22 protein-coding genes are annotated in these 22,773 nt (G+C 42.1%); 8 read left to right on the forward strand and 14 right to left on the reverse strand.

Going from position 1 to position 22,773, the window contains the following annotated elements; all coding sequences use genetic code 11:
* Nucleotides 1-60: 60 nt before the first annotated feature.
* The 5 genes from livF to P3L56_RS17895 all read right to left on the reverse strand — a co-directional run bounded on the left by livF (nucleotide 61) and on the right by P3L56_RS17895 (nucleotide 4,944).
* On the reverse strand, nucleotides 61-762 hold the full coding sequence (gene livF, locus P3L56_RS17875) for a high-affinity branched-chain amino acid ABC transporter ATP-binding protein LivF (protein WP_042846311.1): 702 nt from the start codon (nucleotides 760-762) through the stop codon (nucleotides 61-63).
* On the reverse strand, nucleotides 762-1,541 hold the full coding sequence (gene livG, locus P3L56_RS17880; protein WP_048606117.1) for a high-affinity branched-chain amino acid ABC transporter ATP-binding protein LivG: 780 nt from the start codon (nucleotides 1,539-1,541) through the stop codon (nucleotides 762-764). Before livG ends, livF begins: the two co-directional genes overlap by 1 nt.
* On the reverse strand, nucleotides 1,538-2,809 hold the full coding sequence (locus tag P3L56_RS17885; RefSeq protein ID WP_042846314.1) for a high-affinity branched-chain amino acid ABC transporter permease LivM: 1,272 nt from the start codon (nucleotides 2,807-2,809) through the stop codon (nucleotides 1,538-1,540). The genes livG and P3L56_RS17885 overlap by 4 nt, the downstream gene beginning before the upstream one ends.
* Nucleotides 2,806-3,732 (reverse strand): high-affinity branched-chain amino acid ABC transporter permease LivH, encoded by a 927-nt coding sequence (livH, locus tag P3L56_RS17890; RefSeq protein ID WP_042846319.1) that lies wholly within the window; start codon nucleotides 3,730-3,732, stop codon nucleotides 2,806-2,808. Before livH ends, P3L56_RS17885 begins: the two co-directional genes overlap by 4 nt.
* A gap of 102 nt (nucleotides 3,733-3,834) precedes the next feature.
* Complete coding sequence (locus P3L56_RS17895; protein WP_042846321.1) at nucleotides 3,835-4,944, reverse strand: branched-chain amino acid ABC transporter substrate-binding protein; 1,110 nt, start codon at nucleotides 4,942-4,944, stop codon at nucleotides 3,835-3,837.
* Nucleotides 4,945-5,323: 379 nt separating this feature from the next.
* On the opposite strand from P3L56_RS17895, the gene panM reads away from it, so the two are divergent.
* Nucleotides 5,324-5,749, forward strand: a complete 426-nt coding sequence (gene panM / locus P3L56_RS17900; protein ID WP_042846322.1) for an aspartate 1-decarboxylase autocleavage activator PanM — start codon at nucleotides 5,324-5,326, stop codon at nucleotides 5,747-5,749.
* Nucleotides 5,736-6,122: a VOC family protein gene (locus P3L56_RS17905; RefSeq protein ID WP_048606112.1), complete on the forward strand. Its 387-nt coding sequence runs from the start codon at nucleotides 5,736-5,738 to the stop codon at nucleotides 6,120-6,122. The genes panM and P3L56_RS17905 overlap by 14 nt, the downstream gene beginning before the upstream one ends.
* Before the next feature lie 131 nt (nucleotides 6,123-6,253).
* Here P3L56_RS17905 and rpoH read toward each other — a convergent pair whose 3' ends face one another.
* The 4 genes from rpoH to ftsY all read right to left on the reverse strand — a co-directional run bounded on the left by rpoH (nucleotide 6,254) and on the right by ftsY (nucleotide 11,133).
* Nucleotides 6,254-7,129, reverse strand: coding sequence for an RNA polymerase sigma factor RpoH (gene rpoH / locus P3L56_RS17910; RefSeq protein WP_042846326.1), 876 nt, complete (start codon nucleotides 7,127-7,129; stop codon nucleotides 6,254-6,256).
* Nucleotides 7,130-7,385: 256 nt separating this feature from the next.
* Entirely contained in the window at nucleotides 7,386-8,363 is a 978-nt protein-coding gene (gene ftsX / locus P3L56_RS17915; RefSeq protein ID WP_042846328.1) for a permease-like cell division protein FtsX, read from the reverse strand.
* Nucleotides 8,356-9,021 (reverse strand): cell division ATP-binding protein FtsE, encoded by a 666-nt coding sequence (gene ftsE, locus P3L56_RS17920; protein ID WP_042846331.1) that lies wholly within the window; start codon nucleotides 9,019-9,021, stop codon nucleotides 8,356-8,358. The genes ftsX and ftsE overlap by 8 nt, the downstream gene beginning before the upstream one ends.
* Nucleotides 9,022-9,027: 6 nt before the next feature.
* On the reverse strand, nucleotides 9,028-11,133 hold the full coding sequence (gene ftsY, locus P3L56_RS17925; RefSeq protein WP_210831614.1) for a signal recognition particle-docking protein FtsY: 2,106 nt from the start codon (nucleotides 11,131-11,133) through the stop codon (nucleotides 9,028-9,030).
* A 276-nt stretch (nucleotides 11,134-11,409) separates the two neighbouring features.
* Between ftsY and rsmD the strand changes: the two genes are divergently transcribed.
* A complete protein-coding gene (gene rsmD, locus P3L56_RS17930) occupies nucleotides 11,410-11,991 on the forward strand; it encodes a 16S rRNA (guanine(966)-N(2))-methyltransferase (protein ID WP_048606105.1) in 582 nt (193 codons plus the stop codon).
* Nucleotides 11,992-12,001: 10 nt separating this feature from the next.
* Nucleotides 12,002-12,298 carry a DUF1145 family protein gene (locus P3L56_RS17935; protein WP_042846336.1) on the forward strand — a complete coding sequence of 99 codons (297 nt, stop codon included), beginning with the start codon at nucleotides 12,002-12,004 and terminating at the stop codon, nucleotides 12,296-12,298.
* A gap of 4 nt (nucleotides 12,299-12,302) precedes the next feature.
* Here the strand turns inward: P3L56_RS17935 and P3L56_RS17940 are convergent, their stop codons facing one another.
* Nucleotides 12,303-12,653: a DUF2500 family protein gene (locus P3L56_RS17940; RefSeq protein ID WP_042846338.1), complete on the reverse strand. Its 351-nt coding sequence runs from the start codon at nucleotides 12,651-12,653 to the stop codon at nucleotides 12,303-12,305.
* Nucleotides 12,654-12,773: 120 nt separating this feature from the next.
* On the opposite strand from P3L56_RS17940, the gene P3L56_RS17945 reads away from it, so the two are divergent.
* The 3 genes from P3L56_RS17945 to P3L56_RS17955 all read left to right on the forward strand — a co-directional run bounded on the left by P3L56_RS17945 (nucleotide 12,774) and on the right by P3L56_RS17955 (nucleotide 17,098).
* A complete protein-coding gene (locus P3L56_RS17945; protein WP_042846339.1) occupies nucleotides 12,774-13,403 on the forward strand; it encodes a lysoplasmalogenase in 630 nt (209 codons plus the stop codon).
* Between the two features lie 152 nt (nucleotides 13,404-13,555).
* Nucleotides 13,556-15,928, forward strand: a complete 2,373-nt coding sequence (locus P3L56_RS17950) for a zinc/cadmium/mercury/lead-transporting ATPase (RefSeq protein ID WP_071548626.1) — start codon at nucleotides 13,556-13,558, stop codon at nucleotides 15,926-15,928.
* A 210-nt stretch (nucleotides 15,929-16,138) separates the two neighbouring features.
* Nucleotides 16,139-17,098, forward strand: coding sequence for an Rpn family recombination-promoting nuclease/putative transposase (locus tag P3L56_RS17955; RefSeq protein WP_048606102.1), 960 nt, complete (start codon nucleotides 16,139-16,141; stop codon nucleotides 17,096-17,098).
* 59 nt (nucleotides 17,099-17,157) lie between these two features.
* Here the strand turns inward: P3L56_RS17955 and tusA are convergent, their stop codons facing one another.
* Nucleotides 17,158-17,412, reverse strand: a complete 255-nt coding sequence (tusA, locus tag P3L56_RS17960; RefSeq protein ID WP_042846344.1) for a sulfurtransferase TusA — start codon at nucleotides 17,410-17,412, stop codon at nucleotides 17,158-17,160.
* A 168-nt stretch (nucleotides 17,413-17,580) separates the two neighbouring features.
* On the opposite strand from tusA, the gene P3L56_RS17965 reads away from it, so the two are divergent.
* Nucleotides 17,581-18,249: a 7-cyano-7-deazaguanine/7-aminomethyl-7-deazaguanine transporter gene (locus tag P3L56_RS17965; RefSeq protein ID WP_048606101.1), complete on the forward strand. Its 669-nt coding sequence runs from the start codon at nucleotides 17,581-17,583 to the stop codon at nucleotides 18,247-18,249.
* Nucleotides 18,250-18,567: 318 nt separating this feature from the next.
* On the opposite strand, the gene glpC is transcribed toward P3L56_RS17965, so the two are convergent.
* From glpC to glpA, 3 genes are read right to left on the reverse strand one after another with little or no spacing between them, the layout of a single operon-like run.
* Complete coding sequence (gene glpC, locus P3L56_RS17970; RefSeq protein WP_048606099.1) at nucleotides 18,568-19,761, reverse strand: anaerobic glycerol-3-phosphate dehydrogenase subunit GlpC; 1,194 nt, start codon at nucleotides 19,759-19,761, stop codon at nucleotides 18,568-18,570.
* Nucleotides 19,758-21,053, reverse strand: a complete 1,296-nt coding sequence (glpB, locus tag P3L56_RS17975; RefSeq protein ID WP_272686047.1) for a glycerol-3-phosphate dehydrogenase subunit GlpB — start codon at nucleotides 21,051-21,053, stop codon at nucleotides 19,758-19,760. Before glpB ends, glpC begins: the two co-directional genes overlap by 4 nt.
* On the reverse strand, nucleotides 21,043-22,701 hold the full coding sequence (gene glpA, locus P3L56_RS17980; protein ID WP_042846352.1) for an anaerobic glycerol-3-phosphate dehydrogenase subunit A: 1,659 nt from the start codon (nucleotides 22,699-22,701) through the stop codon (nucleotides 21,043-21,045). Before glpA ends, glpB begins: the two co-directional genes overlap by 11 nt.
* Between the last annotated feature and the right edge of the window lie 72 nt (nucleotides 22,702-22,773).

Below are 22,773 nucleotides of genomic sequence, written 5' to 3' on the forward strand. Positions count from 1 at the left end.
TGGTATTAAATACTTCGAGCTATTACACTCCCACAGCCCGAAGTATTTAATATATTCTCACTAACCGCCTAAATAAGCATTTCTGACAGCCTCATTGGCTAACAAGGCTTTTCCACTGTCTTCCAGGACAATACGCCCATTTTCCAGTACATACCCGCGATCAGCGAGTTTCAAAGCTTGATTAGCATTTTGCTCAACAAGGAAAATGGTCATGCCTTCTTCCCGTAGCTGTTGAATCGTATCAAAAATTTGCATAATAATAATCGGAGCCAACCCTAGTGACGGCTCATCGAGTAACAACAATTCAGGCTGACTCATTAAAGCACGCCCTATGGCAAGCATTTGTTGTTCCCCACCTGACATCGTCCCCGAGCGTTGGTTTCGACGTTCATAGAGCCTTGGAAATAGCGTATATACTCGTTCAATACGTTCTTGATACTCTTGGCGATTAGCGAAAAATCCCCCCATGGCGAGGTTTTCTTCTACCGTCATACGAGAAAATACACGCCGCCCTTCTGGCACTAATGCAATATCTTCACGCATAATTTTCGATGTAGGTAATTGAGTAATATCCACACCTCGGTAGATAACTTGGCCTTCAGATGCTCGAGGGTCGCCACACAAGGTGCTTAATAAGGTTGTTTTCCCTGCACCATTAGCACCAATTAGGGTCACAATTTCACCCTTTTGAATATTTAAGCTGATCCCATGCAGTGCTTGTATCTTCCCATAGTGAGTAGAAACTTTTTTAAACTCTAACATCAGTAAGCTTCCCCCAAATAGGCCTTAATCACATCTGGATGTTGGCGAATTTCATTTGGTGTACCATTGGCTAATGGCGTACCTTGATTCACAACATAAATACGGTCTGAAATCCCCATCACTAATTTCATATCATGTTCAATTAATAAGATAGAAACATTATGATGGCTGCGTAATTCAGCAATTAATTCATCTAAGTCATTAGTTTCTTTAGGGTTAAGTCCTGCTGCGGGTTCGTCTAACATCAAAATTTCAGGGCGAGTCACCATACAGCGTGCGATCTCTAAACGTCGTTGTTGCCCATACGCTAAATTACCTGCTTGCCGATTAGCAAACGGTAATAGGTCAACTCGCTCCAACCATTTTACCGCATTATCAAGAGCTTCTGACTCTGCACGGCGAAAACCTGGAGTCTTTAAAAGACCAGAAAAAATACCACTTTTCAAATGTTGGTGTTGCGCAACAAGTAGGTTCTCAATGACAGTCATTTCTTTGAACAACCGCACGTGTTGAAAAGTTCGGATAACCCCTAAACGCGCGATAGCTTGCCCTGATAGGCCTTCAAGGTGTTTATCATGGTATAAGATAGTGCCACTAGTCGGCTTATAAAAGCCAGTTAAGCAGTTAAAAATGGTTGTTTTCCCTGCGCCGTTAGGCCCAATTAAGGACACTATTTCACCCTGATTAATCCCTAGTTCGACATCATTAACCGCAAGTAAGCCACCAAAACGCATGGTTAAGCCACTGACCTGTAATAAAGGGGAAGTTAATTGACTCATGCGCCCTCCCCTTCAGGTACTTTTTTAACCTGCATTTGTCGACGTTTCATTGGTAATAAGCCTTGTGGCCGCCAAATCATCATCAATACCATCAATGCCCCCAATAACAACATGCTGTATTGGTTAAGGTCACGCATCATTTCCCTTGATACAACTAAGATAATAGCGGCTAAAATCACCGATGTTTGCGAGCCCATTCCCCCAAGTACAACAATAGCCAGTACAAATGCAGACTCAACAAAGGTAAATGACTCTGGGCTAATAAACCCTTGTCTTGCGGCAAATAATGTCCCCGCAAACCCCGCAAAAGCGGCACTAATAGTAAAAGCGGTTAATTTAATTCGCGTTGGACTCAAGCCTAGTGAGCGACATGCAATTTCATCTTCACGCAACGCTTCCCACGCACGGCCTAACGGCATTCGAAGCAGCCGATTAATGATAAACAGCGTCAATACAACTAGCAGTAGCGCGACAAAATAGAGAAAAATAATCCGATCACCAGGGCTATAATCTAACCCAAAAAAGTTATGGAATGTGTCCCATCCCTCTTTTGCTGTACGGCTAAACTCAAGACCAAACAATGTAGGTTTAGGTAACTGGCTAATCCCATTCGGCCCACCTGTGATCTCAGTATTATTGAGTAATAAAATACGCACAATTTCCCCAAAACCGAGCGTCACAATCGCAAGATAGTCACCTCTTAATCTCAGAACAGGGAAGCCTAGTAAAAAACCGGCTAATGCCGCGGTTAACCCTGCAATCGGTAAACTTTCCCAGAAACCAAAACCATAGTAATGATTTAATAACCCGAAAGTATAAGCGCCGATCGCATAGAAGCCTGCATAACCTAAAACCAGTAAACCAGAAAGGCCAACAACAACGTTTAACCCCAACCCTAACATCACATAAATTAGTGTTAAAGTCGCAATATCAACACTTCCACGTGAAACTAGAAATGGCCAAATAATTGCAGCAATAATGATTATGACCGCTAAGATTTTCTGTTTTGTTGTGGAACCATCAAAATCAGGAATAGACCAAGCTTTCTTAGGAACGCCTTTCCATACTTTACTTAACGTTGGGCGGACAAGCTGGTACACAAAAATGACGACAATCCCTGCAAGAATCCAATTCCAACGAACAGAATCCCCCATTGTGACAACTAGTTTTGTTCCATCAAGTGTAAGTTGCATCCCCATCATAAATAACGCCAGCACAAAAAAAGTGGCTGAGGCTACAATGGCGTTAATCCAATTTTCTTTTCTCATACTTTTTCGACCTCCGGGCGTCCCAGAATGCCGGTAGGCATGATTAATAACACACCGATTAATAAACCAAATGACACGACATCTTTGTATTCAGTGCTCAAATATGCAGAAGTCATCGCTTCAGCCACACCAAGAATTAAACCACCTAGCATGGCGCCAGGAATACTGCCTATTCCACCTAATACTGCTGCCGTAAAGGCTTTCATCCCAGCCATAAAGCCAATATATGGGTTAATAACACCATAAAATTGCCCCAACAAAACACCGGCTACTGCGGCCATTGCGGCGCCAATAACAAAAGTTAACGAAATGACTCGGTCGGTATTAATGCCAAGTAAACTCGCCATTTTTAAGTCTTCAGCACAAGCACGACAGGCTCTTCCCATCTTTGAATAACGAATAAATACGGTTAACGCCAGCATCGCTAGCAGTGTTACCACCCATATTGTTAACTGCATTTTCGTAACTGTTGCTGCAAAACCATCACTTTCACCGAGCACCCATTGCCCTGTAATTAGGCTTGGTAACGCTAAGTCCCGTGAACCTTGTGACAAACTGACATAGTTTTGTAGAAAAATAGACATCCCGATCGCCGAGATCAATGCAATTAAACGTTTAGAATGACGTACAGGCCGATAAGCAACACGCTCAATACTCCAACCATAAGCACTGGAAACAACGATCGCGGCAACAAATGCCGCAGCGACTAAGATCCAGCCAACGTCAATCCCAAGCATCATTAAGCCTGCGATCACAATAAAAGAAACATAGCTGCCTATCATATACACTTCGCCATGAGCAAAGTTAATCATACCAATGATGCCGTACACCATGGTATAACCTATAGCGATGAGTGCGTAGGTGCTGCCAAGAGTCAATCCATTAAGGAATTGCTGAATAAAATAAAGAATTTGATCTGACATAAGACTATCCTTTCGAACTGCTTGTCCTATATAGAGAACAGAAGCCGGAAGAAAGTGACTCTCTTCCGGTTCTTATTCACTACTTTGGAACACGACTCGCGACTATTTTACAGAGGTGGAAGTCCCATCTTTGTGCCATTCAAATACACCAAACTCGAAACCTTTCAAGTCCCCGTTTGGCTGCCAGCTTAGCGTTCCCATTACAGTTTCAACTGGATTTGCTTTCAAATCTTTGACTAAATCTTCAGGCTCAACACTACCTGTACGCTCCATTGCCGTAGTTAAACCTTGGATAGCAGCATAAGTTGTCCACACAAATGGCCCTGTTGGATCTTCTTTTTTCGCTTTAATTGCATCAACAATAGGTTGGTTAGTGGCAACTTGGTCATAGCGCTTTGGTAATGTGACTAGCATCCCTTCCGAAGCATCACCAGCGATATTCGATAATGACGAGTTACCAACACCTTCAGGCCCCATAAAACGGATGTTTAGACCAGATTGCTTCGCTTGGCGTAAAATTTGCCCCATTTCTGGGTAATAACCACCGAAGTATACAAAATCTACGTTTTCTTTTTTCAGCTTCGCCACTAATGCTGAAAAATCTTTGTCACCAGCGGTAACCCCTTCAAACATCACTTCTTTTACACCAGCTTTATTGAGGTTTTCACGAACAGAGCGCGCTAAACCTTCACCATACTGCTGTTTATCGTGTACCACAGCGATACGAGTTGGCTTAACCTCATCTAAAATATATTTAACTGCGGTAGGCCCTTGGTCAGAGTCTAAACCCGTCGTACGCAATACCATTTGGTAACCACGGGTAGTGAGGTCGGCGTTCGTTGCCGCAGGGGTGATCATAATCACGCCTTCATCTTCATAGATATCCGATGCAGGCTGAGTAGAAGAAGAGCACAGATGACCAATAACATGGCGAATACCATCATTGATTACTTTATTGGCAACTGCAACTGCTTGCTTCGGGTCACAAGCGTCATCGTATTCAACTGCAACTAGTGTATTACCATTAATGCCACCTTTTGCATTAATATCTGCAATAGCTTGACGCGCTCCTGTAAATTCCATATCACCATATTGAGCCACTGGCCCTGACATTGCGCCAACAACCGCAATTTTAATTTCCTTTGCCCATCCCGCAGAGCTGAATGCCATCGCGATACAGCCCGCTAATAATGCTTTATTCATATTCTTCATTTTATCGTCCCCGTCTTCATGGTTCTGAGTGTTTGTATTTGATTTGTAGTAGATTATTATGGTTGACAGGTACAATGCCTGATATTTCAAAATACAGCGAATAAGGCTATATATTTCATAACATTAAACAAGATAATTATGCTAAATAGCAAATGGATATGGTAGGTAATTACATTAGATGCAGAATAAAAAACTAATGTGTTTAAGTGGTTTTTATGTAAATACCAGTGTTATATTCTAGTTAAATTTAAATTAATCCGAGCTAAACTCGGAAAATTAAGTCGTACCAAATTTTTCTCTCTAAAACCCAAAAATCAGTTGTAGATCACTCTGGCAGGATCAGTGACTGCAACCCTTACAGGGAAACGGACAAAACATCATGAGACTCACTATTATCCCTTTGGTCATTCCTACTGAACAGCAATACCTAGACTTACATAAAATCTGGCCTGACCAGAGCCAACATGAACTTACTGAAATACTTAAAACTGGGGAACAGTTTTATGCTGCTCGCTTTAATGAAAGGTTACTTGCAGCCGCTAAAGTGAGCGTTGACCATCATCATGCCATTATTCGTGATTTTTGTGTTCGTGAGGCGACTCGTCGCAGAGGTGTTGGCTTATATTTAATGCAAGAAATTTTCCGAGCTCATCCTGATGTAGAACACTGGCAGTTCAATTTCAGTCATGTTTTGCCACAAGAAAAACAACACATGCAATTATTTTTAACCGCCTGCGGGTTTAATGCGACAATACAACCAGACGTATGGGAAAAACAGATAGGCTACCTACATGAAGTTAAATAAAATCCATCATGTTGCGATCATCGCCTCAAATTTTGAAGTCAGTAAAGATTTTTACTGCCGTATTTTAGGTTTAAACTTACTAGCACAATACTACCGTGCTGAAAGCCATTCATGGAAAGCAGACTTAGCTTTTGGGGAACATTATCAAATTGAATTATTCAGTTTTATTGATCCACCAGCAAGGTTGAGCTACCCCGAAGCAGCAGGGCTTCGCCACCTTGCTTTTAGTGTTGATAACTTAGATAAATGGGTCGCTTATTTAGCAAAACAAGGGGTGACTTGTGAAGAAATACGGATTGACCCTTACACTCAAAAAAGATTCACGTTTTTTGCTGACCCTGATGGCCTTCCATTAGAGTTGTATAGCGACTAAGAGTAGGTTGTTTGCCTATTTATAAGGCCAGAAATAAAAACAGAATATAAGATGTGATTATCTGCATTTATACTCCATTTTATTGAAGACAAATGCAGATAATTATTTACCGCAGTTTATTTAACAACAAATTACATCTCGTCGTCATCTTCTTCCATGGCTAAACGCAGTTTTTTCATGGCATTTTTTTCTAACTGACGAACACGCTCAGCTGATACACCGTACTTATCAGCCAGTTCTTGCAACGTCGTTTTGTTGTCATCATCAAGCCAGCGTGCCCGAATAATGTCTTGGCTGCGCTCATCTAAGGAATCTAATGCATCAGATAGCCGATCAGTCGCGTGACTTTCCCAGTTATCATCTTCAATGGAACCTGCAAAATCCGATGATTTATCCTGCAAAAATAAGACTGGCGCAATTGGACCGCCGAAATCACCGCTATCGTCGTCATCTGACATATCAAATGCCATATCCTGTGCGGCCATGCGAGATTCCATTTCGCGGACATCTTTCGTGCTTACTCCAAGTTCTTCAGCAACCATATCCACTTCTTCTTGATTAAACCAACCAAGACGCTTTTTATTTTTTCTTAGATTAAAGAATAGCTTACGCTGAGATTTAGTTGTTGCAACTTTTACGATACGCCAATTGCGTAACACATATTCATGAATTTCTGCTTTGATCCAGTGAACCGCAAAGGAAACTAAGCGAACACCAACCTCAGGATTAAAACGACGCACCGCTTTCATCAAGCCGATATTTCCTTCCTGAATTAAATCCGCTTGCGGCAAACCATACCCCGCATAACTACGAGCAACATGAATAACAAAGCGCAAATGCGACAAAATAAGTTGCTTGGCAGCATCCAGATCACCGTGGTAATGCAGCCGTTCAGCAAGTTCCTTTTCTTCCTCAGCGGTAAGCATCGGGTAAGCATTAGCCGCCCTAACATAGGCTTCAATACTTCCTTGTGGAACAAGAGCTAAGGATTGCATATCTTTGGTCATTCAGATCCTCTATAAACAAAATGGAAAACAGATTGGTTTGATGTCGATAACCGTATTGGTTAATCATGAAGTAAACATAGAGTTTAGCAGTTTAACGGCATTAAATAAATTATATACAGGAATTGTTAACAGTAGGTCAATATAAGACAAAACAATCCAGACTAAGTTCACTTTTAAAATAAAGACCTAATAAAATCAAGGGCTAATAAGCATTCATTACCCATAGCCCTCGATAAAAGCCACTAAAAACAATCTATTACTCTGGTGTAAAATGACGTAAATGTTGAAGTGTCGCCAACCATGCTGCAACCCAACCTACCATTGCAGATAATAAGAGGATCAATAATGACTCTTCCCACAATAGCCCTTCAATATTAAATTGAGTCCCAAACACACTTGCGACTTGCGCAACACCAGCCGATAACTGCCAAACCAGTAAGAAGGTCATAATTAAGGAGATTATGGCGCCTAAAGCCCCTAAAAAAAGCCCCCCATTTAAAAATGGCCGCATGATAAAACCATCAGTTGCGCCGATCAACTTCATCACATTGATCGTATCTCGTCGAGCAAAAATATTTAGCCGCACACTGTTACCAATTACAAGGAACAATGACACAATCATTAAAATACCAATCACGGAAGCAATGCTCCCCACCAAATTGGTTAATGATGCTAAACGCGCAAACCAGCTATCATCCATGCGAACTTCTTCAATACCATTCACTTGACTGACCCGGTCTCGAAGTGTGGTCAGTACCGTTGACCCTTCAAAGTCAATTTTTGGCGTTATGATCGCCACCGCAGGCAATGGGTTTTCTTCAAGCATATCAAGTGCGGTACTAAAACCAGACCAGCTACGAAATTCGCTCATTGCTTGGTCCCTTGAAAGGTAATTAACGTTTTCCACACCTTCAAGAGCCTGTAATTGAGTCACCACATTTTGACCACCTTGTTCATCAAGAGATTTATCCAGATAAACTGTGAGTTGTGGTGTTGGATACCACTGTGCTGCTGCTTGTGAGACGTTTTTCCACACAATATAACAAAGGCTTGGTAAAGCGAGTGAAATCGCTATCACCATCACCGTTAAAAAGGTGGCTAAAGGTTGCCTAAGCATATCGGCAAGTGCATTAAGCCATGAATAACGCCATTGCTCACGCCACCCGCCCTTTAGTGCTTTACTTTTCGATTGCATGGTGCGTTCTGGCCTGCCTTTACGGACATTCTTAGCCATGTTGACCTCCAAGCATGCGGCCTTCACTAAGTGTAAGAACACGATAGTTACGACGTTCAATCAATGCAATATCGTGTGTTGCCATTAATACCGTCACGCCAACGCGGTTAAACTCTTCAAATAAACGCATAATACCTTCCGATAGCTCGCCATCAAGGTTACCGGTTGGTTCATCCGCGAGTAACATCGTTGGTTTGTTCACCACGGCTCGTGCAATACCCACTCGCTGCTGTTCCCCACCAGATAATTGGATAGGGAAATTTTTCGCTTTATCCAATAACCCAACTTTATCCAATGCAGCAGAAACGCGCCTACGAATATCTTCTGTACTCGCCCCAGAGATAATCAATGGCATCGCTACGTTATCATAAACAGTTCGATCAAATAGCAGGTGGTGATCCTGAAAAATCATGCCGATCTGCCTGCGCAGAAATGGGATCTCCCGATTCTTCAAGCGGCTAATATCGTGACCATTAAACAAAATGTGGCCCGCACTTGGGCGCTCAATGCCACATATTAGTTTAAGTAACGTACTTTTACCTGCGCCTGAGTGGCCTGTTAAAAATGCCATTTCCCCAGGTTGAATATGAAAATCAACCCCTTGGAGAGCTTGGCGGCCACCGCGATAAGCTTTACTAACGTGTTCAAAGCGGATCATCGAAAATTATTCCTCTCGGGCAAATAGAGCCTCGATAAAGTCATCTGCTTTAAATGGACGTAAATCTTCAATACCTTCACCAATACCAATGTAACGAATTGGAATACCAAATTGGTCTGCAATAGAGAAAATTACCCCACCTTTTGCTGTGCCATCGAGCTTAGTCAATGTGATACCAGTCAAACCAACAGCTTCATCAAAAAGTTTGGCCTGACTTACCGCGTTTTGTCCAGTACTCGCATCTAGCGTTAACATAATTTCATGCGGTGCGTTTTCATCCAATTTTTTCATCACGCGAACAATTTTCTTCAGTTCTTCCATTAAGTGTGATTTATTTTGTAAACGCCCTGCAGTATCAGCAATTAAGACATCAGCACCTTTAGCTTGCGCTGATTGAATTGCATCAAAAATAACTGAGGCTGGGTCTGCACCGGTGTGTTGAGCAACCACAGGGATTTTATTACGTTCACCCCACACTTGGAGTTGTTCAACCGCTGCGGCACGGAAAGTATCCCCCGCAGCTAACATGACGCTTTTCCCTTCCGACTGGTATTGACGTGCTAATTTACCAATCGTGGTTGTTTTACCCACTCCATTAACCCCAACCATTAGAATAACATAGGGTTTTTTATCTTCGATCTCGAGTGGTTTATCCACTTTCGCTAAAATATCAGACATTTCCTCACGCAATTTGCCATATAAAGCCTCAGCATCTTTCAGGTCTTTACGGCTAGCATGCGCGGTGAGGTTATTAATAATTTTACGAGTGGTATCTACACCAACATCTGCAATTAATAATTGTTCTTCAAGTTCATCAAATAGGTCATCATCAATTTTCTTACCAGAAAATAACCCCAAAAAGCCTGAACCTAAATTTTGACGGGTCTTCAATAACCCTTTCTTTAGCCTAGCAAAGAAACCCTCTTTTTTGGGTTTTTCTTGTTCTGTTGGCGAATTATTTTTTTCTTCTTCTAAACGTAAGCGCTCGGCTTCGGCTTCTTGGCGTTCACGTTCTGCTTGCTCTTCCGCTAACCGTGCTGCTTCAGCTTCTTGGCGCTCACGCTCTGCTTGTTCTTCCGCTAACCGTGCCGCTTCGGCTTCTTGGCGTTCACGTTCTGCTTGTTCTTCCGCTAATCGTGCCGCTTCAGCTTCTTGGCGTTCACGCTCTGCTTGTTCTTCCGCTAACCGTGCCGCTTCGGCTTCTTGGCGTTCACGTTCTGCTTGTTCTTCCGCTAATCGTGCCGCTTCAGCTTCTTGGCGTTCACGCTCTGCTTGCTCTTCCGCTAACCGTGCCGCTTCGGCTTCTTGGCGCTCACGTTCTGCTTGTTCTTCTGCTAACCGTGCCGCTTCAGCTTCTTGGCGTTCACGCTCTGCTTGCTCTTCCGCTAACCGTGCTGCTTCGGCTTCTTGGCGCTCACGCTCTGCTTGTTCTTCCGCTAACCGTGCTGCTTCGGCTTCTTGACGTTCACGCTCTGCTTGCTCTTCCGCTAACCGTGCCGCTTCGGCTTCTTGGCGCTCACGTTCTGCTTGTTCTTCTGCTAACCGTGCCGCTTCAGCTTCTTGGCGTTCACGCTCTGCTTGTTCTTCCGCTGCTTTAATCGTCGCTAAATCAGCTTGACGCTGTTGTTCTAAAGCCTCTTCTGCAGCCTGAATAGCGGCTAATTCTGCTTGGCGCTGGCGCTCCATTTCGACTTCAGCCACACGCATTGCCTCAGCTTCCAAACGCTCACGCTCCGCCTGCTCTGCTATGAGCCGTGCTTCTTCTGCCTTTTGGCGTTCAAGTTCTGCTTGTTCTTGGGCTGCCTGAATCGCCGCTATTTGTGCTTCACGCTCTTTTTCTGCTTGCTCAGTTGCTGTTTCAATTGCAGCTTGCTGTTCCTCATACTGACGCTGAGCTTCATCTTCAGCCGCTTTAATGGCAGCCTGCTCGGCTTGATGTTGTCGTTCTGCTTCTGCGGTTGCGATATCTATTGCAACTTCTTGCTCTTGCTGCTGTTTTTCAGCTTCGTCAGCCGTATTTGTTTGTTGATGGTCTGTTTTCTGAGTATCTTCTTCATTTTTACGACCAAACCCCAACCATGAAAAGAACCCTTTTTTCTTGTCTTTAGCCATTTGCCACTACACTCCTCGCGGTAAAAATATGGCACTCGATAATTAAATCGCGATAAAATTACATCCAGTCTACCATTTCATCGCTCAGCAACACATATCTGAAAGAAAAATCCTGAAAATTTAATCTAAATTTGGGTGTTAAAACTGTGAAAATAAAACGCTATAATTGAAATCCAACCAATAAGGAATAACAACACTGCAACTTATCGTCTGACAGGTATACAATAGTAACAATCAATTTTAAGTACATAAACCAGCTAAGTAGCAATAAATATTATGGCAAAAAAACCACAATCAGCCCCTTTAGGGCAAATTCGAATTATTGGTGGAAAATGGCGAGGTAGAAAACTACCTGTTCGCGATAGTGAAGGCTTACGCCCAACAACAGATAGAATAAAAGAAACCTTATTTAACTGGTTAATGCCTGTTATTCGTGATGCTCGCTGCTTAGATTGCTTTGCAGGAAGCGGGGCTTTAGGCTTTGAGGCTCTTTCTCGCTTTGCCCAGACTGTAACCTTTATTGAGCTTGATAAACAAAACGCACAGCTATTAGCCGAAAATAAAACCCGCTTGCAAGCCGATAATGCCTCTGTTGTCAATAATAATACCCTTAATATACTAAACCAATCAGGGGCCCCTTTTGATGTGGTTTTTATTGACCCACCATTTCGAAAAGGGTTACTTAATGAAACCATTCAATTATTAGAAAAAAACCAATGGTTAGCAGAGGAAAGCTGGGTATACATTGAGTCAGAAGCGGAGTCACCACTTACTGACATTCCAGCGAATTGGCAACTTCACCGCGAAAAAATAGCTGGGCAAGTTGCTTATCGTCTTTTCATCCGAACTTTACTTTAGGGAAAAAAACATGTTTATTAACATTGGACGCCTGCTGATGATTTGTGTTTGGGGCTTTATGGTATTTAACCTTATTCACCCATTCCCTAAGCCACTGAAATACTTTATGGATATTGCAATGGTGTTTATGGTTTTCATGCATGCACTGCAAACTATCTTTCTTAAAGCGACCCTCCCTAAAGGGGAGAAAATCTCAGGTTTAGTTCAACTACGAATTTTCTTTTTTGGGGTTTTTGAAATGCTAGCTATGCAGAAAAAAACCAAAGCCGCGTTGGAAGAAGCAAAGAAAAAACAGTCCGGCCAATAAGGCCCTAGGCTGGCTCAAAACGAACAAACCGCGTACCTTGCATAATAAGTTTACCTTCGCGGCCTAACTCAACGTCTTGGTATTGTTCTTCCGTTACAATAGTTTTGATTATTTCACCACTTGATAGCGTTTTGAAATAAATTTCATAACGAAAAGTTTCTGGAGAGACAACATCTCGCTCTCTAGAACGCATGTTAGGGTAAGGGTAATCTTTTTTATTATCGACTTTAACTAAATAAGTCACAGGCAAAGAGTTATCATTAATTTCATTTTGCTTGCGTTGGTCAAAAAAGCGCTTTGTTGCTAAAACAGCAATGATCGCAAGAACGATAATCAGTAATATTGGCTTATTCATAATGTGAATTTTGTTTAAAAAGTCAGTAACTGTAGTTTATCTTATTTATATAAATAGGACACGTTATCTAAGTAACCTAATCACTGTAGTTTCACTCATTGAACTTATAAGGATATGTGTATGATTAGTTGGCCATTCCTCGCTGTACTCTTTTCCGGTTGGTTGTATGTCGATGCAGCCTATCGAGGACCAGGGTGGCAACGTTGGTTATTTCGCCCTATTACACTGCTACTCTTACTACTCTGGGGGTGGAGTTCTGAGGATTTAAATATTCAAAACTACCTGATTTTAGCAGGCCTATTAGTTTCTCTAGTAGCGGATCTTTCTCGCATGTTATCTAGTGAACGCTTACTAACTTCAGTCGCATTGATGTTCTTGAGTTACCTGATTTATACCATTAGCTTTGGGATGCAATTAAATTTTGGCCTATTCTTACCTTGGCTAGCTGTCCCTCTGATTATTGCAGCCGTTACTCTTGTTTTCATTTGGGGAAAGCTCGAAAATCTACAGGCTATTGTTTTTGCGTCGTTAATCATGTGTATGATTATGGCATGGGTCGCAGGTGACCAGTACTTTGGGCTAGCTCGTGAATATAATTTTTCCATTATGATAGGGGCATCACTACTGTTCTTATCTAACTGTGTTTGGCTAATAGCACATTTCCGTATTCCATTTAAAGCCTCAAAAGCCGTTGTTGCCGCGCTCTATTTTATTGGACAATTCTTCATTGTTCGTGCCATTTATCTGTAACAACAACTCATTCAAGTCTCACGCCAATTGATAAAAAATGCTATTTGAGAATTTTATCAATTGGCACCTCTCTTTTAGTTTGACTCTGGAGTAGACTCCAAAGTGTAAGCTTATCTGCAATGATAGAATATCTTGTTTGATAAGGGGCACTTATGCACACACATACACATAAAGATACCCATGCGCATACGAGCAGTTGCTGCTCAAGCAATAGCAGCTGTTCATCCTCTATTGCGAATAACAGCAAAAAAGTTAGTAATGACTCACATACTCATGAACATAATAATGTGAAGGAATATCCTGACGATGACGAAGAATCTCATCAGCATTCTTCACATCAACACACAAGTCATGACCACCAACACGGCACCAGCTGTGGGCTTAACACACAAACAATTAACGACGTTGAACCAACTCTAGAAGCGAAACAACGCTTTAGTTGGATCATCCGTGGTATGGATTGCCCAAGTTGTGCAAATAAAATTGAAACCGCAGTAAGACAAATTAGTGAAGTTAAACAAGCTAAGGTGTTGTTTGCCACAGAAAAATTAGTTGTTGATGCAAATACTGACATCAGCACGGCAGTACGTTCTACTGTTGAAGCTGCGGGTTATGAATTACTTGAAGTTGGTAATAACAGTGCTGCGTCCCTTGCTCCTCAACAGAGTTTATTGAGTGAAGCTAAACCCGTCATTATCTTAGCCATTTTAATGGCCATTAGTTGGGGAATTGAGTCTTTCAATCCGCAAATTGGTAACATTGCTTTTATTTTAACTACCCTTTTTGGGCTATACCCTATTGCCCGTAAATCGTTACGTTTAATTCGTACAGGCTCCCCCTTTGCTATTGAAACATTAATGACCGTTGCAGCTGTCGGTGCAATATTCATTCAAGCAACTGAAGAAGCCGCGATGGTTATCTTGCTCTTCATGTTAGGTGAAATGCTGGAATCATATTCTGCAGGTAGAGCACGACGCGGTGTTAGCGCATTAATGGCTTTAGTGCCAGAAGATGCGGTCTTAATCAAAGATGGGGAAAAATCCACTATCCCTGTTGCGCAATTACGACCAGGCGACATTATTGAAATAGCCCCAGGTGGTCGTCTACCAACAGATGCTGTTTTGGTTTCGGGTTTTGCTAGCTTCGATGAAAGTGCACTAACAGGGGAGTCCGTTCCGGTTGAACGCAATGTTGGTGAGAAAGTTGCGGCGGGTTGTTTGTCTGTTGATAGAGCTGTTCAAATGGAAGTGGTGTCAGAACAGGGGCAAAATGCTATCGACCGCATTTTACAACTGATCGAGGAAGCAGAAGAACGCCGAGCACCTATAGAACGTTTTATTGACCGCTTTAGTCGTATATACACGCCAATCATTATGTTGATTTCAGCGTTAGTGATTGTCATTCCACCTATTTTCTTTGGTGCATTGTGGGAAACGTGGATATATCGAGGCTTAACATTGCTGTTGATCGGTTGTCCATGTGCTTTAGTCATCTCAACCCCAGCAGCTATAACCTCGGCACTCGCCACTGCAACTCGTCGTGGAGCATTAATTAAAGGTGGTGCAGCACTTGAGCAACTAGGTACTATAACAACAATTGCTTTGGACAAAACAGGTACACTGACAGAAGGTAAGCCTCATGTCACTAACTTAGTGCCAGCAGAAGGCATGACTGAAGGTGAATTAGTGCAAATTACCGCTTCTGTAGAAGTTGGCTCTCACCATCCTCTCGCCAAAGCTGTAGTTAATAAAGCAGAAGAATTATCTTTAACAGTTCTAGAAGCTCAAGAGCGCAAAGCATTAGCAGGGAAAGGGGTTGAAGGTTTCCTTAACAACAAGCATATTCTTGTTAGCGCACCGAATCGCCTTGATATCCCGTTAAATAGTGAGTGGCAAGGTAAAGTTGAAGCCCTAGAGGCCGAAGGGAAAACTGTCGTTGTCACGCTTGAAGATAGCCGTGTCATCGGTTTAACCGCTTTGCAAGATACGCTGCGTAATGATGCAACTGATGCAATGCATATGCTTAAAGCGCTTAATGTGAACGCCGTGATGCTAACCGGTGATAACCCACGCGCTGCTAGTGCAATTGCAAATCAGTTAGGTATGGAATACCGAGCAGGGCTATTGCCAGAAGATAAAGTCACTGCAGTCATGGAGCTTAACCGTAACCATAGTACCATGATGGTCGGCGATGGCATCAATGATGCGCCAGCAATGAAAGCGTCAAGCATTGGGGTGGCTATGGGAAGCGGAACTGATGTGGCTCTTGAAACCGCGGATGCGGCGTTAACCCACAACCGCTTAACCGGATTAGCTGAAATCATTGCGTTATCCCGTGCGACACGAAAAATCATTCGTGAAAACATCGCTATCGCACTTGGGTTAAAAGGTGTTTTCTTAGTAACCAGTTTATTAGGGATCACTGGGCTTTGGGTTGCAGTACTGGCCGACTCAGGTGCAACTGCACTGGTCACTGCAAATGCTGTACGGTTACTTCGAGTAAAATTACCTCAAGTGAAAAAATAGTGTTTCATCAACTAATCAAAGCGCCCTTAGGGGCGTTTTTCTTTTGTAGAAGAAAAAATAACTCTAACCATTACAATATGTTAATTGCCATCTTGACTAAAGATTTAGGACTAACTTCACCCCCATTCCATCCCAAACCCCGCTAGAATATCCCCTGAAAATAAGTCATGGTCATCACATTTTGGGAAGGCTAATTATGGGAAGGTTAATATGGTAAAAAGTCACAGCTCAACACCTCATGACTCTGCATTTAAAGGCTTTATGTCTAAAATTGAGAACGCTCGTGATTTTTTTGATATTCACCTACCAATGCATATTAAACAGTTATGTAATTTTGATACCTTGGCCATCACCAATTCTTCATTTATTGATAAGCAACTTCGCTCTCGGTTATCAGATGTTTTATACACTGTGGAAACACTACAAGGCGAAGGCTATCTTTATATGCTAGTTGAGCATCAATCAACACCTGATAAATTTATGGGATGGAGGATGATGTATTATGCATTTTCAGCAATGAATCAGCACTTACAACAAGGTCATCGTCATTTACCCTTAGTCGTCCCTATCTTGTTCTACCATGGGAAAGTCACTCCCTACCCGTATTCACAGCCATGGACCCATTGCTTTCCTTGGCCTGACATAGCCAATGATTTATATAGCCAACCATTTCCTGTCGTTGATATTACCGTTATTGATGACAATGAACTGGTGAATCACCGCAAGGTTGCCGTGATGGAATTAGCAATGAAGCATAAAGATTTACGAGAAAATGTTGAGAAAGTGACTACACTATTAGCTCAAGCGATGAACAATAATTATCATAACAATGATGACATTATCACAATTTTCAATTACTTATTTCTTACAATGGATTCACCTCATTTTAAAATTGTTGTCAGTCAACTTATCAATCAAATTGAAAATAACCAAGAGGCAATTATGAACATTGCACAACGCTTAAAAAATCAAGGAATGCAAGAAGGAATTGATATTGGTGTAAACCGAGGAATTGATATTGGTGTAAACCGAGGAATTGACATCGGTACAAATAGAAAACAACATGAAGTTGCCCTTAAAGGCTTAGAACTCGGGGCCAGTATTGAACTAATTAGCCAACTTACTGGGTTAAGCTACCAAGAAATATTGGACTTACAGCATACTTCATAAGTTAAATTTCAGTGATATTCTCAATCCCTGCCTTATGGCAGGAATTGGCATACTTAATATTACAACCCGCCCGCCTTTTTACGCAATAAATAACGGTAAGGTGTCGTTTCAGCTTCAACAGCCAATAATTCATGTTCCATAAAGCGGCAGAAACCTGGGATATCGCGGGTTGTTGCAGGGTCGTCAGCAATAATTAACAATGTTTCACCCTCTGCCATATTACGGACTGTTTTACGCACTAACATAACAGGCTCAGGGCAACGTAAGCCAAGTGTGTCAAGGGTTTTGCTCGCATTTGCAAATAAGTCAGACATAAAAACGCTTCTACTCAAAGTAATCAATGAGCCAATTATATAATAAAATTGCTCGCGATGAGTGAACAGTTTTGCTTTTGTTGCGCAACAAGCGTATGATGCGCAATTCCCGATTTAGGGATGTATTTCATGGGTTCCCTCACCCCATTGCGACTAAAAAGGTACAATATGTTTGATTTTACTGTGCGGCAAAAAGCCACCGCCTTAATCTGGCTATCTTTATTTCATGTACTAATTATCACTTCAAGTAATTACCTAGTGCAGTTGCCAATTAATATTTTGGGCTTCCATACCACTTGGGGTGCATTTACTTTTCCATTTATTTTTCTTGCTACAGACCTAACCGTTCGTATTTATGGCGCACCACTTGCCCGTAGAATTATTACTGCTGTAATGTTACCTGCATTACTGATTTCATACGTTATTTCAGCGTTATTTTTCCAAGGTGAATGGCAAGGTTTTGCATCTTTATTTGAATTTAACTTATTCGTTGCGCGTATTGCTGCAGCAAGCTTTATGGCTTATGTCCTTGGGCAAATATTAGATGTTGGTGTATTCAACCGGTTACGGCAAAATGCACGCTGGTATGTAGCGCCTGCTTGTGCCATGTTTTTTGGTAACCTGATTGATACTATTGCATTCTTCTTTATTGCATTTTTCCGCAGTAGCGACCCATTTATGGCCGCAAATTGGGTTGAAATTGCTTTGGTTGATTATGTCTTTAAACTACTTATTTGTATGCTGTTTTTCTTACCTGCTTATGGGGTTCTATTAAACCTAATCTTAAAGTACTTCTTTAATAATGCAGATAAAAAGCAATTAATTCGTCAACATTGAAAATAAAAAAGGAGATAGCTAAATGCTATCTCCAAAAGGGTTAAACTGAGCTAAAACAAAGAATAACACCCCTACAATTCAATAAATTCCGTGAATATTCCGTATAATTTTTAATCATTGAATATTCTCAATATTTCAATTCACAGTTAAATCACCAACGAAGCCAACACCACACAAGCCTCATCCCTCTTAATTCTCCAAATAATTCGTGTTGTGGCTAGGCGGCAAATGAGCGAAACCCTAGGGGCATACACAAGTATATGACTAGGGGTCGCGAATAAAGCTAACAACGCCACAGCGCGAAGTATGACGAGAATTTTATAATGCGCGTGCTAAGAGCGAAATAGGATGCTCACACTTTTTGCTTGTCGACATTTCAATCTGCCATTTACATGTTTCACAGTCAGTGATCACCATATCGACACCACTGTCTTCAATTTGGCGGAACAGGCCTGCCCCAATACCTTGAGAAACTTCATAGTTTTCTTTTTTAAAACCATAAGTCCCAGCAATACCGCAACACTGTGAATCCAGTACAATCAACTCAACACCGGGTACTCGTTTAATCAGCTCTAATGTGTAGGAAGTCCAGCCCATTTTTTCCATATGACAAGGTGTATGATAGGCTACTTTTAATGGGGTATGTTTCAACTTAAGTTCACGCCCCTCTTCCAGTAGGCGATAAATATAGCGTGTTGCCAGCTCAATATTGTCACGCATCTTAGAAGTATCAACATCAAGAACATGGGTATATTCATCGCGAATAGTAAACGTACAGGTGGAGGATGTTGCAACGACTGGAATATGCTTTTCAAGGATAGTTTCTTGCAATGATTCCAAATTCACATTAGCTTGGCGTTTCGCTTGTTTCATAAAGCCATTAGCAATCAATGCGACACCGCAGCATTTTTCACGTTTAAGAAGCTGTACCCCAATGTTCATACCATTAAACACTTTAATCAGGTCTTTACCTAATTGAGGATGGTTGTAATTTACATAGCAACCATGAAAAAATGCCACCTGTTCTTCAAATTTTGCTTGCTCCGCAGCCTGTTTGGAATACCAACGACGGAAAGTCCCAAAAGAGTATTTTGGTAACTCGCGACGATGGTCGATTTTCAATGCCTTATCTAATATTTGGCGTACAGGTTTCAGGCCAGTGATCGTATTCACAACAGGTGCAAATGGCGTTGATAACGACCCCATTAAATCAGTATGGCTGAGGATAGCATCCCGGATTTTCGGTTTTTGCTGGCTATAAGTGTTGCGCGCACGTGCAATAATGTCACCAATTTTAACATCTGAAGGGCAAGCAACCTCACAACGCTTACAGTTAGTACAATATTTCAGCGCTTCATCATAAAGCATTGGGTCTTTTAAGCGTAAACGCTCGCCATCTGGACCTGCTTGTTTTGGCCCTGGGTACAATGGATTAACTTTTGCAACAGGGCAATAAGTAGTACACACCGTGCATTTAATACAGCTTTCAAAGCTCGTATCGAGAATACTCATTGTGCCACCTCCGCCTGCATGGCTTCATTTTTACTTATTTCTCCAATAATTTCATTTGCAGCAAATAATGCGCTAATCATTGAAACCCCAGCGCCACATCCTTGGGTTAGTGGATCAAAACCACCTAATACAGCACCAACAACATAAAGGTTGTTAATGGTCACGCCCCCTTTTTGAGCACGCAATTTACCATCTGTTTTTACACCAAAGGCCATATATGGCTGAGAGGCAAAAAACTGTTTATTTGTCCATTTGGCACGTTCAGAAATATCACACAAATCTAATTCCATAAGTGGCTCATAAACGCGGTCAAACTCAGCTACCAAGCCATTATTAAAAAAGCTGCCGGTGGCTAAAACAAAGTGTTTTGCTTTTAAAGATATATCGCCGTGATTGCGTGTTTGAATAGATTCAACTCTTCCATTAATACAATTCACTGAAGTTACCTTGTCCCCAGGCATAACAATACCGCCTTGACGACGAAATTGACGTAATAAGCATTCATGCAAGCGAATCCCCAACAAGGATGGTGGCAATGTTGGCAATAAATACAGGGGCTTACCTAACCTTCTTTGTAGCTCTAATACTGGTTCCTCACTATCAAGACCTATGCAAGCGGGCAAAAATACGGCTTCCGCATCAACAACTAAAGGCGAAATCTCCTCAATAATTTGCGTCATATTTTCGGTTCTATCTAACCAACGAGCAACATTGACGGCTCGAAATTCGCTTGGGTTTTCTCTTAAACGATCCAATAGTGGCAAGTGCACATAATGGGCGCTTGCTGATAGCCCTTCACGCTGCAATTCATCAGCTACCATCTGTGGTTGAAAATCCAAAAAACCTTCAATCCCCACAACCGCAATTTTGCCTATATCCATTTTTTGATGTAAAGAAGCTGTAGGAACAACCTCAGGGCTTAACCACGTCATACGCTTATGACCCAATGGTGTGATGCGATAATGATTTTCTTCACAAGAGCCTTTTAAACGAATACCAGTTTGTTGCAGGATAGACTCTGCCATTTGCGCTAATACAGCAACTTGCGCCTCCCCTATCAGACTATAAGGGTGTGTTGGCGCTTGTGCTTTCAGTGCGCTTAACATCGATAAGGGTTTTTCAGCGACTTGTCCATCAGGTAAATGGGTTAATAAATCGAGTGAACCGGAGGAAAAATGTAAGGCATTTTGCCCTGCGCTCACAATGGCGCATGACAAACCTGATTGAGTGAGGCGAATACCACAAAGTAACCCAGCAAGGCCTCCCCCCATAACAACAGCATCATATTTCATTATCCGCCTCCTCCTTCTGAGGTGCTTTAGCCAGCGTTGCCTCATTCATACCGCACAAACCGTGATAAACCCAACTGGTAAACTCGCTTTCACGTAATGCATCACCCCACGCAATTGGACGAATGCCTTTCCAACGTTCATTTAAGAAATGACCTAGCTGTTGCTCAGTTTCATGGGGCGTTGTGACATTAAAGCGATTTAACAGCCCTGCGGCACGACAGGCGCATAATTCTCCTTGGCAAGTTCCCATTCCCACACGAGTACGGCGTCGTAAATCAAGTAGATTATTTACTGTTAGTGAATTAACAGCATAACGAACTTCGCCAGCAGTCACCGCCTCACATTCACAAACTAAACTTTTATCTAACCTATCAGTGCTTAAAATCGCAGAAGCACGATCTCCATGACGATAAACTGCAGAGCCGCGAATAGGAGCTGGAATTGAAACAACATTGCGTAATGCTTCTTCCGCGCTATGTTGTGAGCCTGGAAGCGCCGCTTCAGCAGTCGTACACTTCTCATTATGACCTAACTTTTCACAAACCTTATCGGTAGCCCATTCAGCCATCAACCGATAAGTCATTAATTTACCGCCAGTAATAGTGATAAACCCTTCCAAGCCATCACGTTTTGCATGGTCTAACAATACGATCCCTCGGCTTACATTACGCCCTGAAGGGTCATCATCACTAGCAACTAATGGGCGAACGCCTGCATAAGCACGCAAAATGCGCGTTTTCGCCAGTGCGGGGGATAACATAGAGCCTTCGCGGATCAAAATATCCACTTCTTCAGGCGTGACATACATGTTATCAATTTGGTCATATTCAATATGAGTTGAGGTGGTGCCGATCAAGGAAATAGTATCACCAGGCACAAGAATATCGGCGTCCGCAGGCTTGCGGCAACGGTTTATTACCATATTGTTTAATCGATGACCTAAAATCAATAAAGCCCCTTTTGCGGGGAACATTTTAATTTTTAGATCGCCATATTCTGCAATTTTTTGCCCCCAAATTCCCCCCGCATTAACAACAATTTCCGCATAAATATCGTATTGTTTTTTTGCTTGATGGTCATAAACGGTAACACCGCGCACAGTATCCCCGTTACGAATGAGGCCAATAACCTCATGATAAGTTAATACCTTAGCGCCATGCTCTCTAGCATCAAGCATATTCGCTGCGGTTAAACGAAATGGGTCAACAGTTCCATCTGGTACACGAACTGCCCCAATAAGCTGAGGGTTAACTGAAGGTTCAAGACGGATGGCTTGAGCAGGGTCAATTGCTGTTGCATCGATTCCGGCTGCTTGGCAGGCTGTAATAAACTTTTGCTGATAGTCTAAACTATCCTCAGGTAACGTAATGAACAAACCATCTGTGCGCTCAATACAATGATGCGCAATGCGTTTCAATATTTTGTTTTCTTCAATACATTCTTTAGCTGATTCACTGTCCGTTACTGCATAACGTGCACCGCTATGTAGTAAACCGTGGTTACGTCCTGTCGCCCCCGTTGCAATATCATGCCGCTCAAGTAAAACCGTTCTTAGACCTCGGCGAGCGCAGTCACGAGCGACTCCTGCACCTGTTGCGCCACCACCAATTATGATGACATCCGTTTCAGTCACAGATGAGCCATTCATGTCGCATTCCTCACATTAATAAACATTTCTATAATCAGTACAAGTATAGATTCTATTTTTATAATCTATTAC

Source organism: Providencia sp. PROV024, assembly GCF_032709665.1.
GTDB classification, from domain to species: domain Bacteria; phylum Pseudomonadota; class Gammaproteobacteria; order Enterobacterales; family Enterobacteriaceae; genus Providencia; species Providencia huashanensis.

Excerpts from the sequence above, each read along its gene's own strand:
- livF (WP_042846311.1), bottom strand. The coding sequence starts at position 762 with ATGTTAGAGTTTAAAAAAGTTTCTACTCACTATGGGAAGATACAAGCA.
- livG (WP_048606117.1), bottom strand. The coding sequence starts at position 1,541 with ATGAGTCAATTAACTTCCCCTTTATTACAGGTCAGTGGCTTAACCATG.
- P3L56_RS17885 (WP_042846314.1), bottom strand. The coding sequence starts at position 2,809 with ATGAGAAAAGAAAATTGGATTAACGCCATTGTAGCCTCAGCCACTTTT.
- livH (WP_042846319.1), bottom strand. The coding sequence starts at position 3,732 with ATGTCAGATCAAATTCTTTATTTTATTCAGCAATTCCTTAATGGATTG.
- P3L56_RS17895 (WP_042846321.1), bottom strand. The coding sequence starts at position 4,944 with ATGAAGAATATGAATAAAGCATTATTAGCGGGCTGTATCGCGATGGCA.
- panM (WP_042846322.1), top strand. The coding sequence starts at position 5,324 with ATGAGACTCACTATTATCCCTTTGGTCATTCCTACTGAACAGCAATAC.
- P3L56_RS17905 (WP_048606112.1), top strand. The coding sequence starts at position 5,736 with ATGAAGTTAAATAAAATCCATCATGTTGCGATCATCGCCTCAAATTTT.
- rpoH (WP_042846326.1), bottom strand. The coding sequence starts at position 7,129 with ATGACCAAAGATATGCAATCCTTAGCTCTTGTTCCACAAGGAAGTATT.
- ftsX (WP_042846328.1), bottom strand. The coding sequence starts at position 8,363 with ATGGCTAAGAATGTCCGTAAAGGCAGGCCAGAACGCACCATGCAATCG.
- ftsE (WP_042846331.1), bottom strand. The coding sequence starts at position 9,021 with ATGATCCGCTTTGAACACGTTAGTAAAGCTTATCGCGGTGGCCGCCAA.
- ftsY (WP_210831614.1), bottom strand. The coding sequence starts at position 11,133 with ATGGCTAAAGACAAGAAAAAAGGGTTCTTTTCATGGTTGGGGTTTGGT.
- rsmD (WP_048606105.1), top strand. The coding sequence starts at position 11,410 with ATGGCAAAAAAACCACAATCAGCCCCTTTAGGGCAAATTCGAATTATT.
- P3L56_RS17935 (WP_042846336.1), top strand. The coding sequence starts at position 12,002 with ATGTTTATTAACATTGGACGCCTGCTGATGATTTGTGTTTGGGGCTTT.
- P3L56_RS17940 (WP_042846338.1), bottom strand. The coding sequence starts at position 12,653 with ATGAATAAGCCAATATTACTGATTATCGTTCTTGCGATCATTGCTGTT.
- P3L56_RS17945 (WP_042846339.1), top strand. The coding sequence starts at position 12,774 with ATGATTAGTTGGCCATTCCTCGCTGTACTCTTTTCCGGTTGGTTGTAT.
- P3L56_RS17950 (WP_071548626.1), top strand. The coding sequence starts at position 13,556 with ATGCACACACATACACATAAAGATACCCATGCGCATACGAGCAGTTGC.
- P3L56_RS17955 (WP_048606102.1), top strand. The coding sequence starts at position 16,139 with ATGGTAAAAAGTCACAGCTCAACACCTCATGACTCTGCATTTAAAGGC.
- tusA (WP_042846344.1), bottom strand. The coding sequence starts at position 17,412 with ATGTCTGACTTATTTGCAAATGCGAGCAAAACCCTTGACACACTTGGC.
- P3L56_RS17965 (WP_048606101.1), top strand. The coding sequence starts at position 17,581 with ATGTTTGATTTTACTGTGCGGCAAAAAGCCACCGCCTTAATCTGGCTA.
- glpC (WP_048606099.1), bottom strand. The coding sequence starts at position 19,761 with ATGAGTATTCTCGATACGAGCTTTGAAAGCTGTATTAAATGCACGGTG.
- glpB (WP_272686047.1), bottom strand. The coding sequence starts at position 21,053 with ATGAAATATGATGCTGTTGTTATGGGGGGAGGCCTTGCTGGGTTACTT.
- glpA (WP_042846352.1), bottom strand. The coding sequence starts at position 22,701 with ATGAATGGCTCATCTGTGACTGAAACGGATGTCATCATAATTGGTGGT.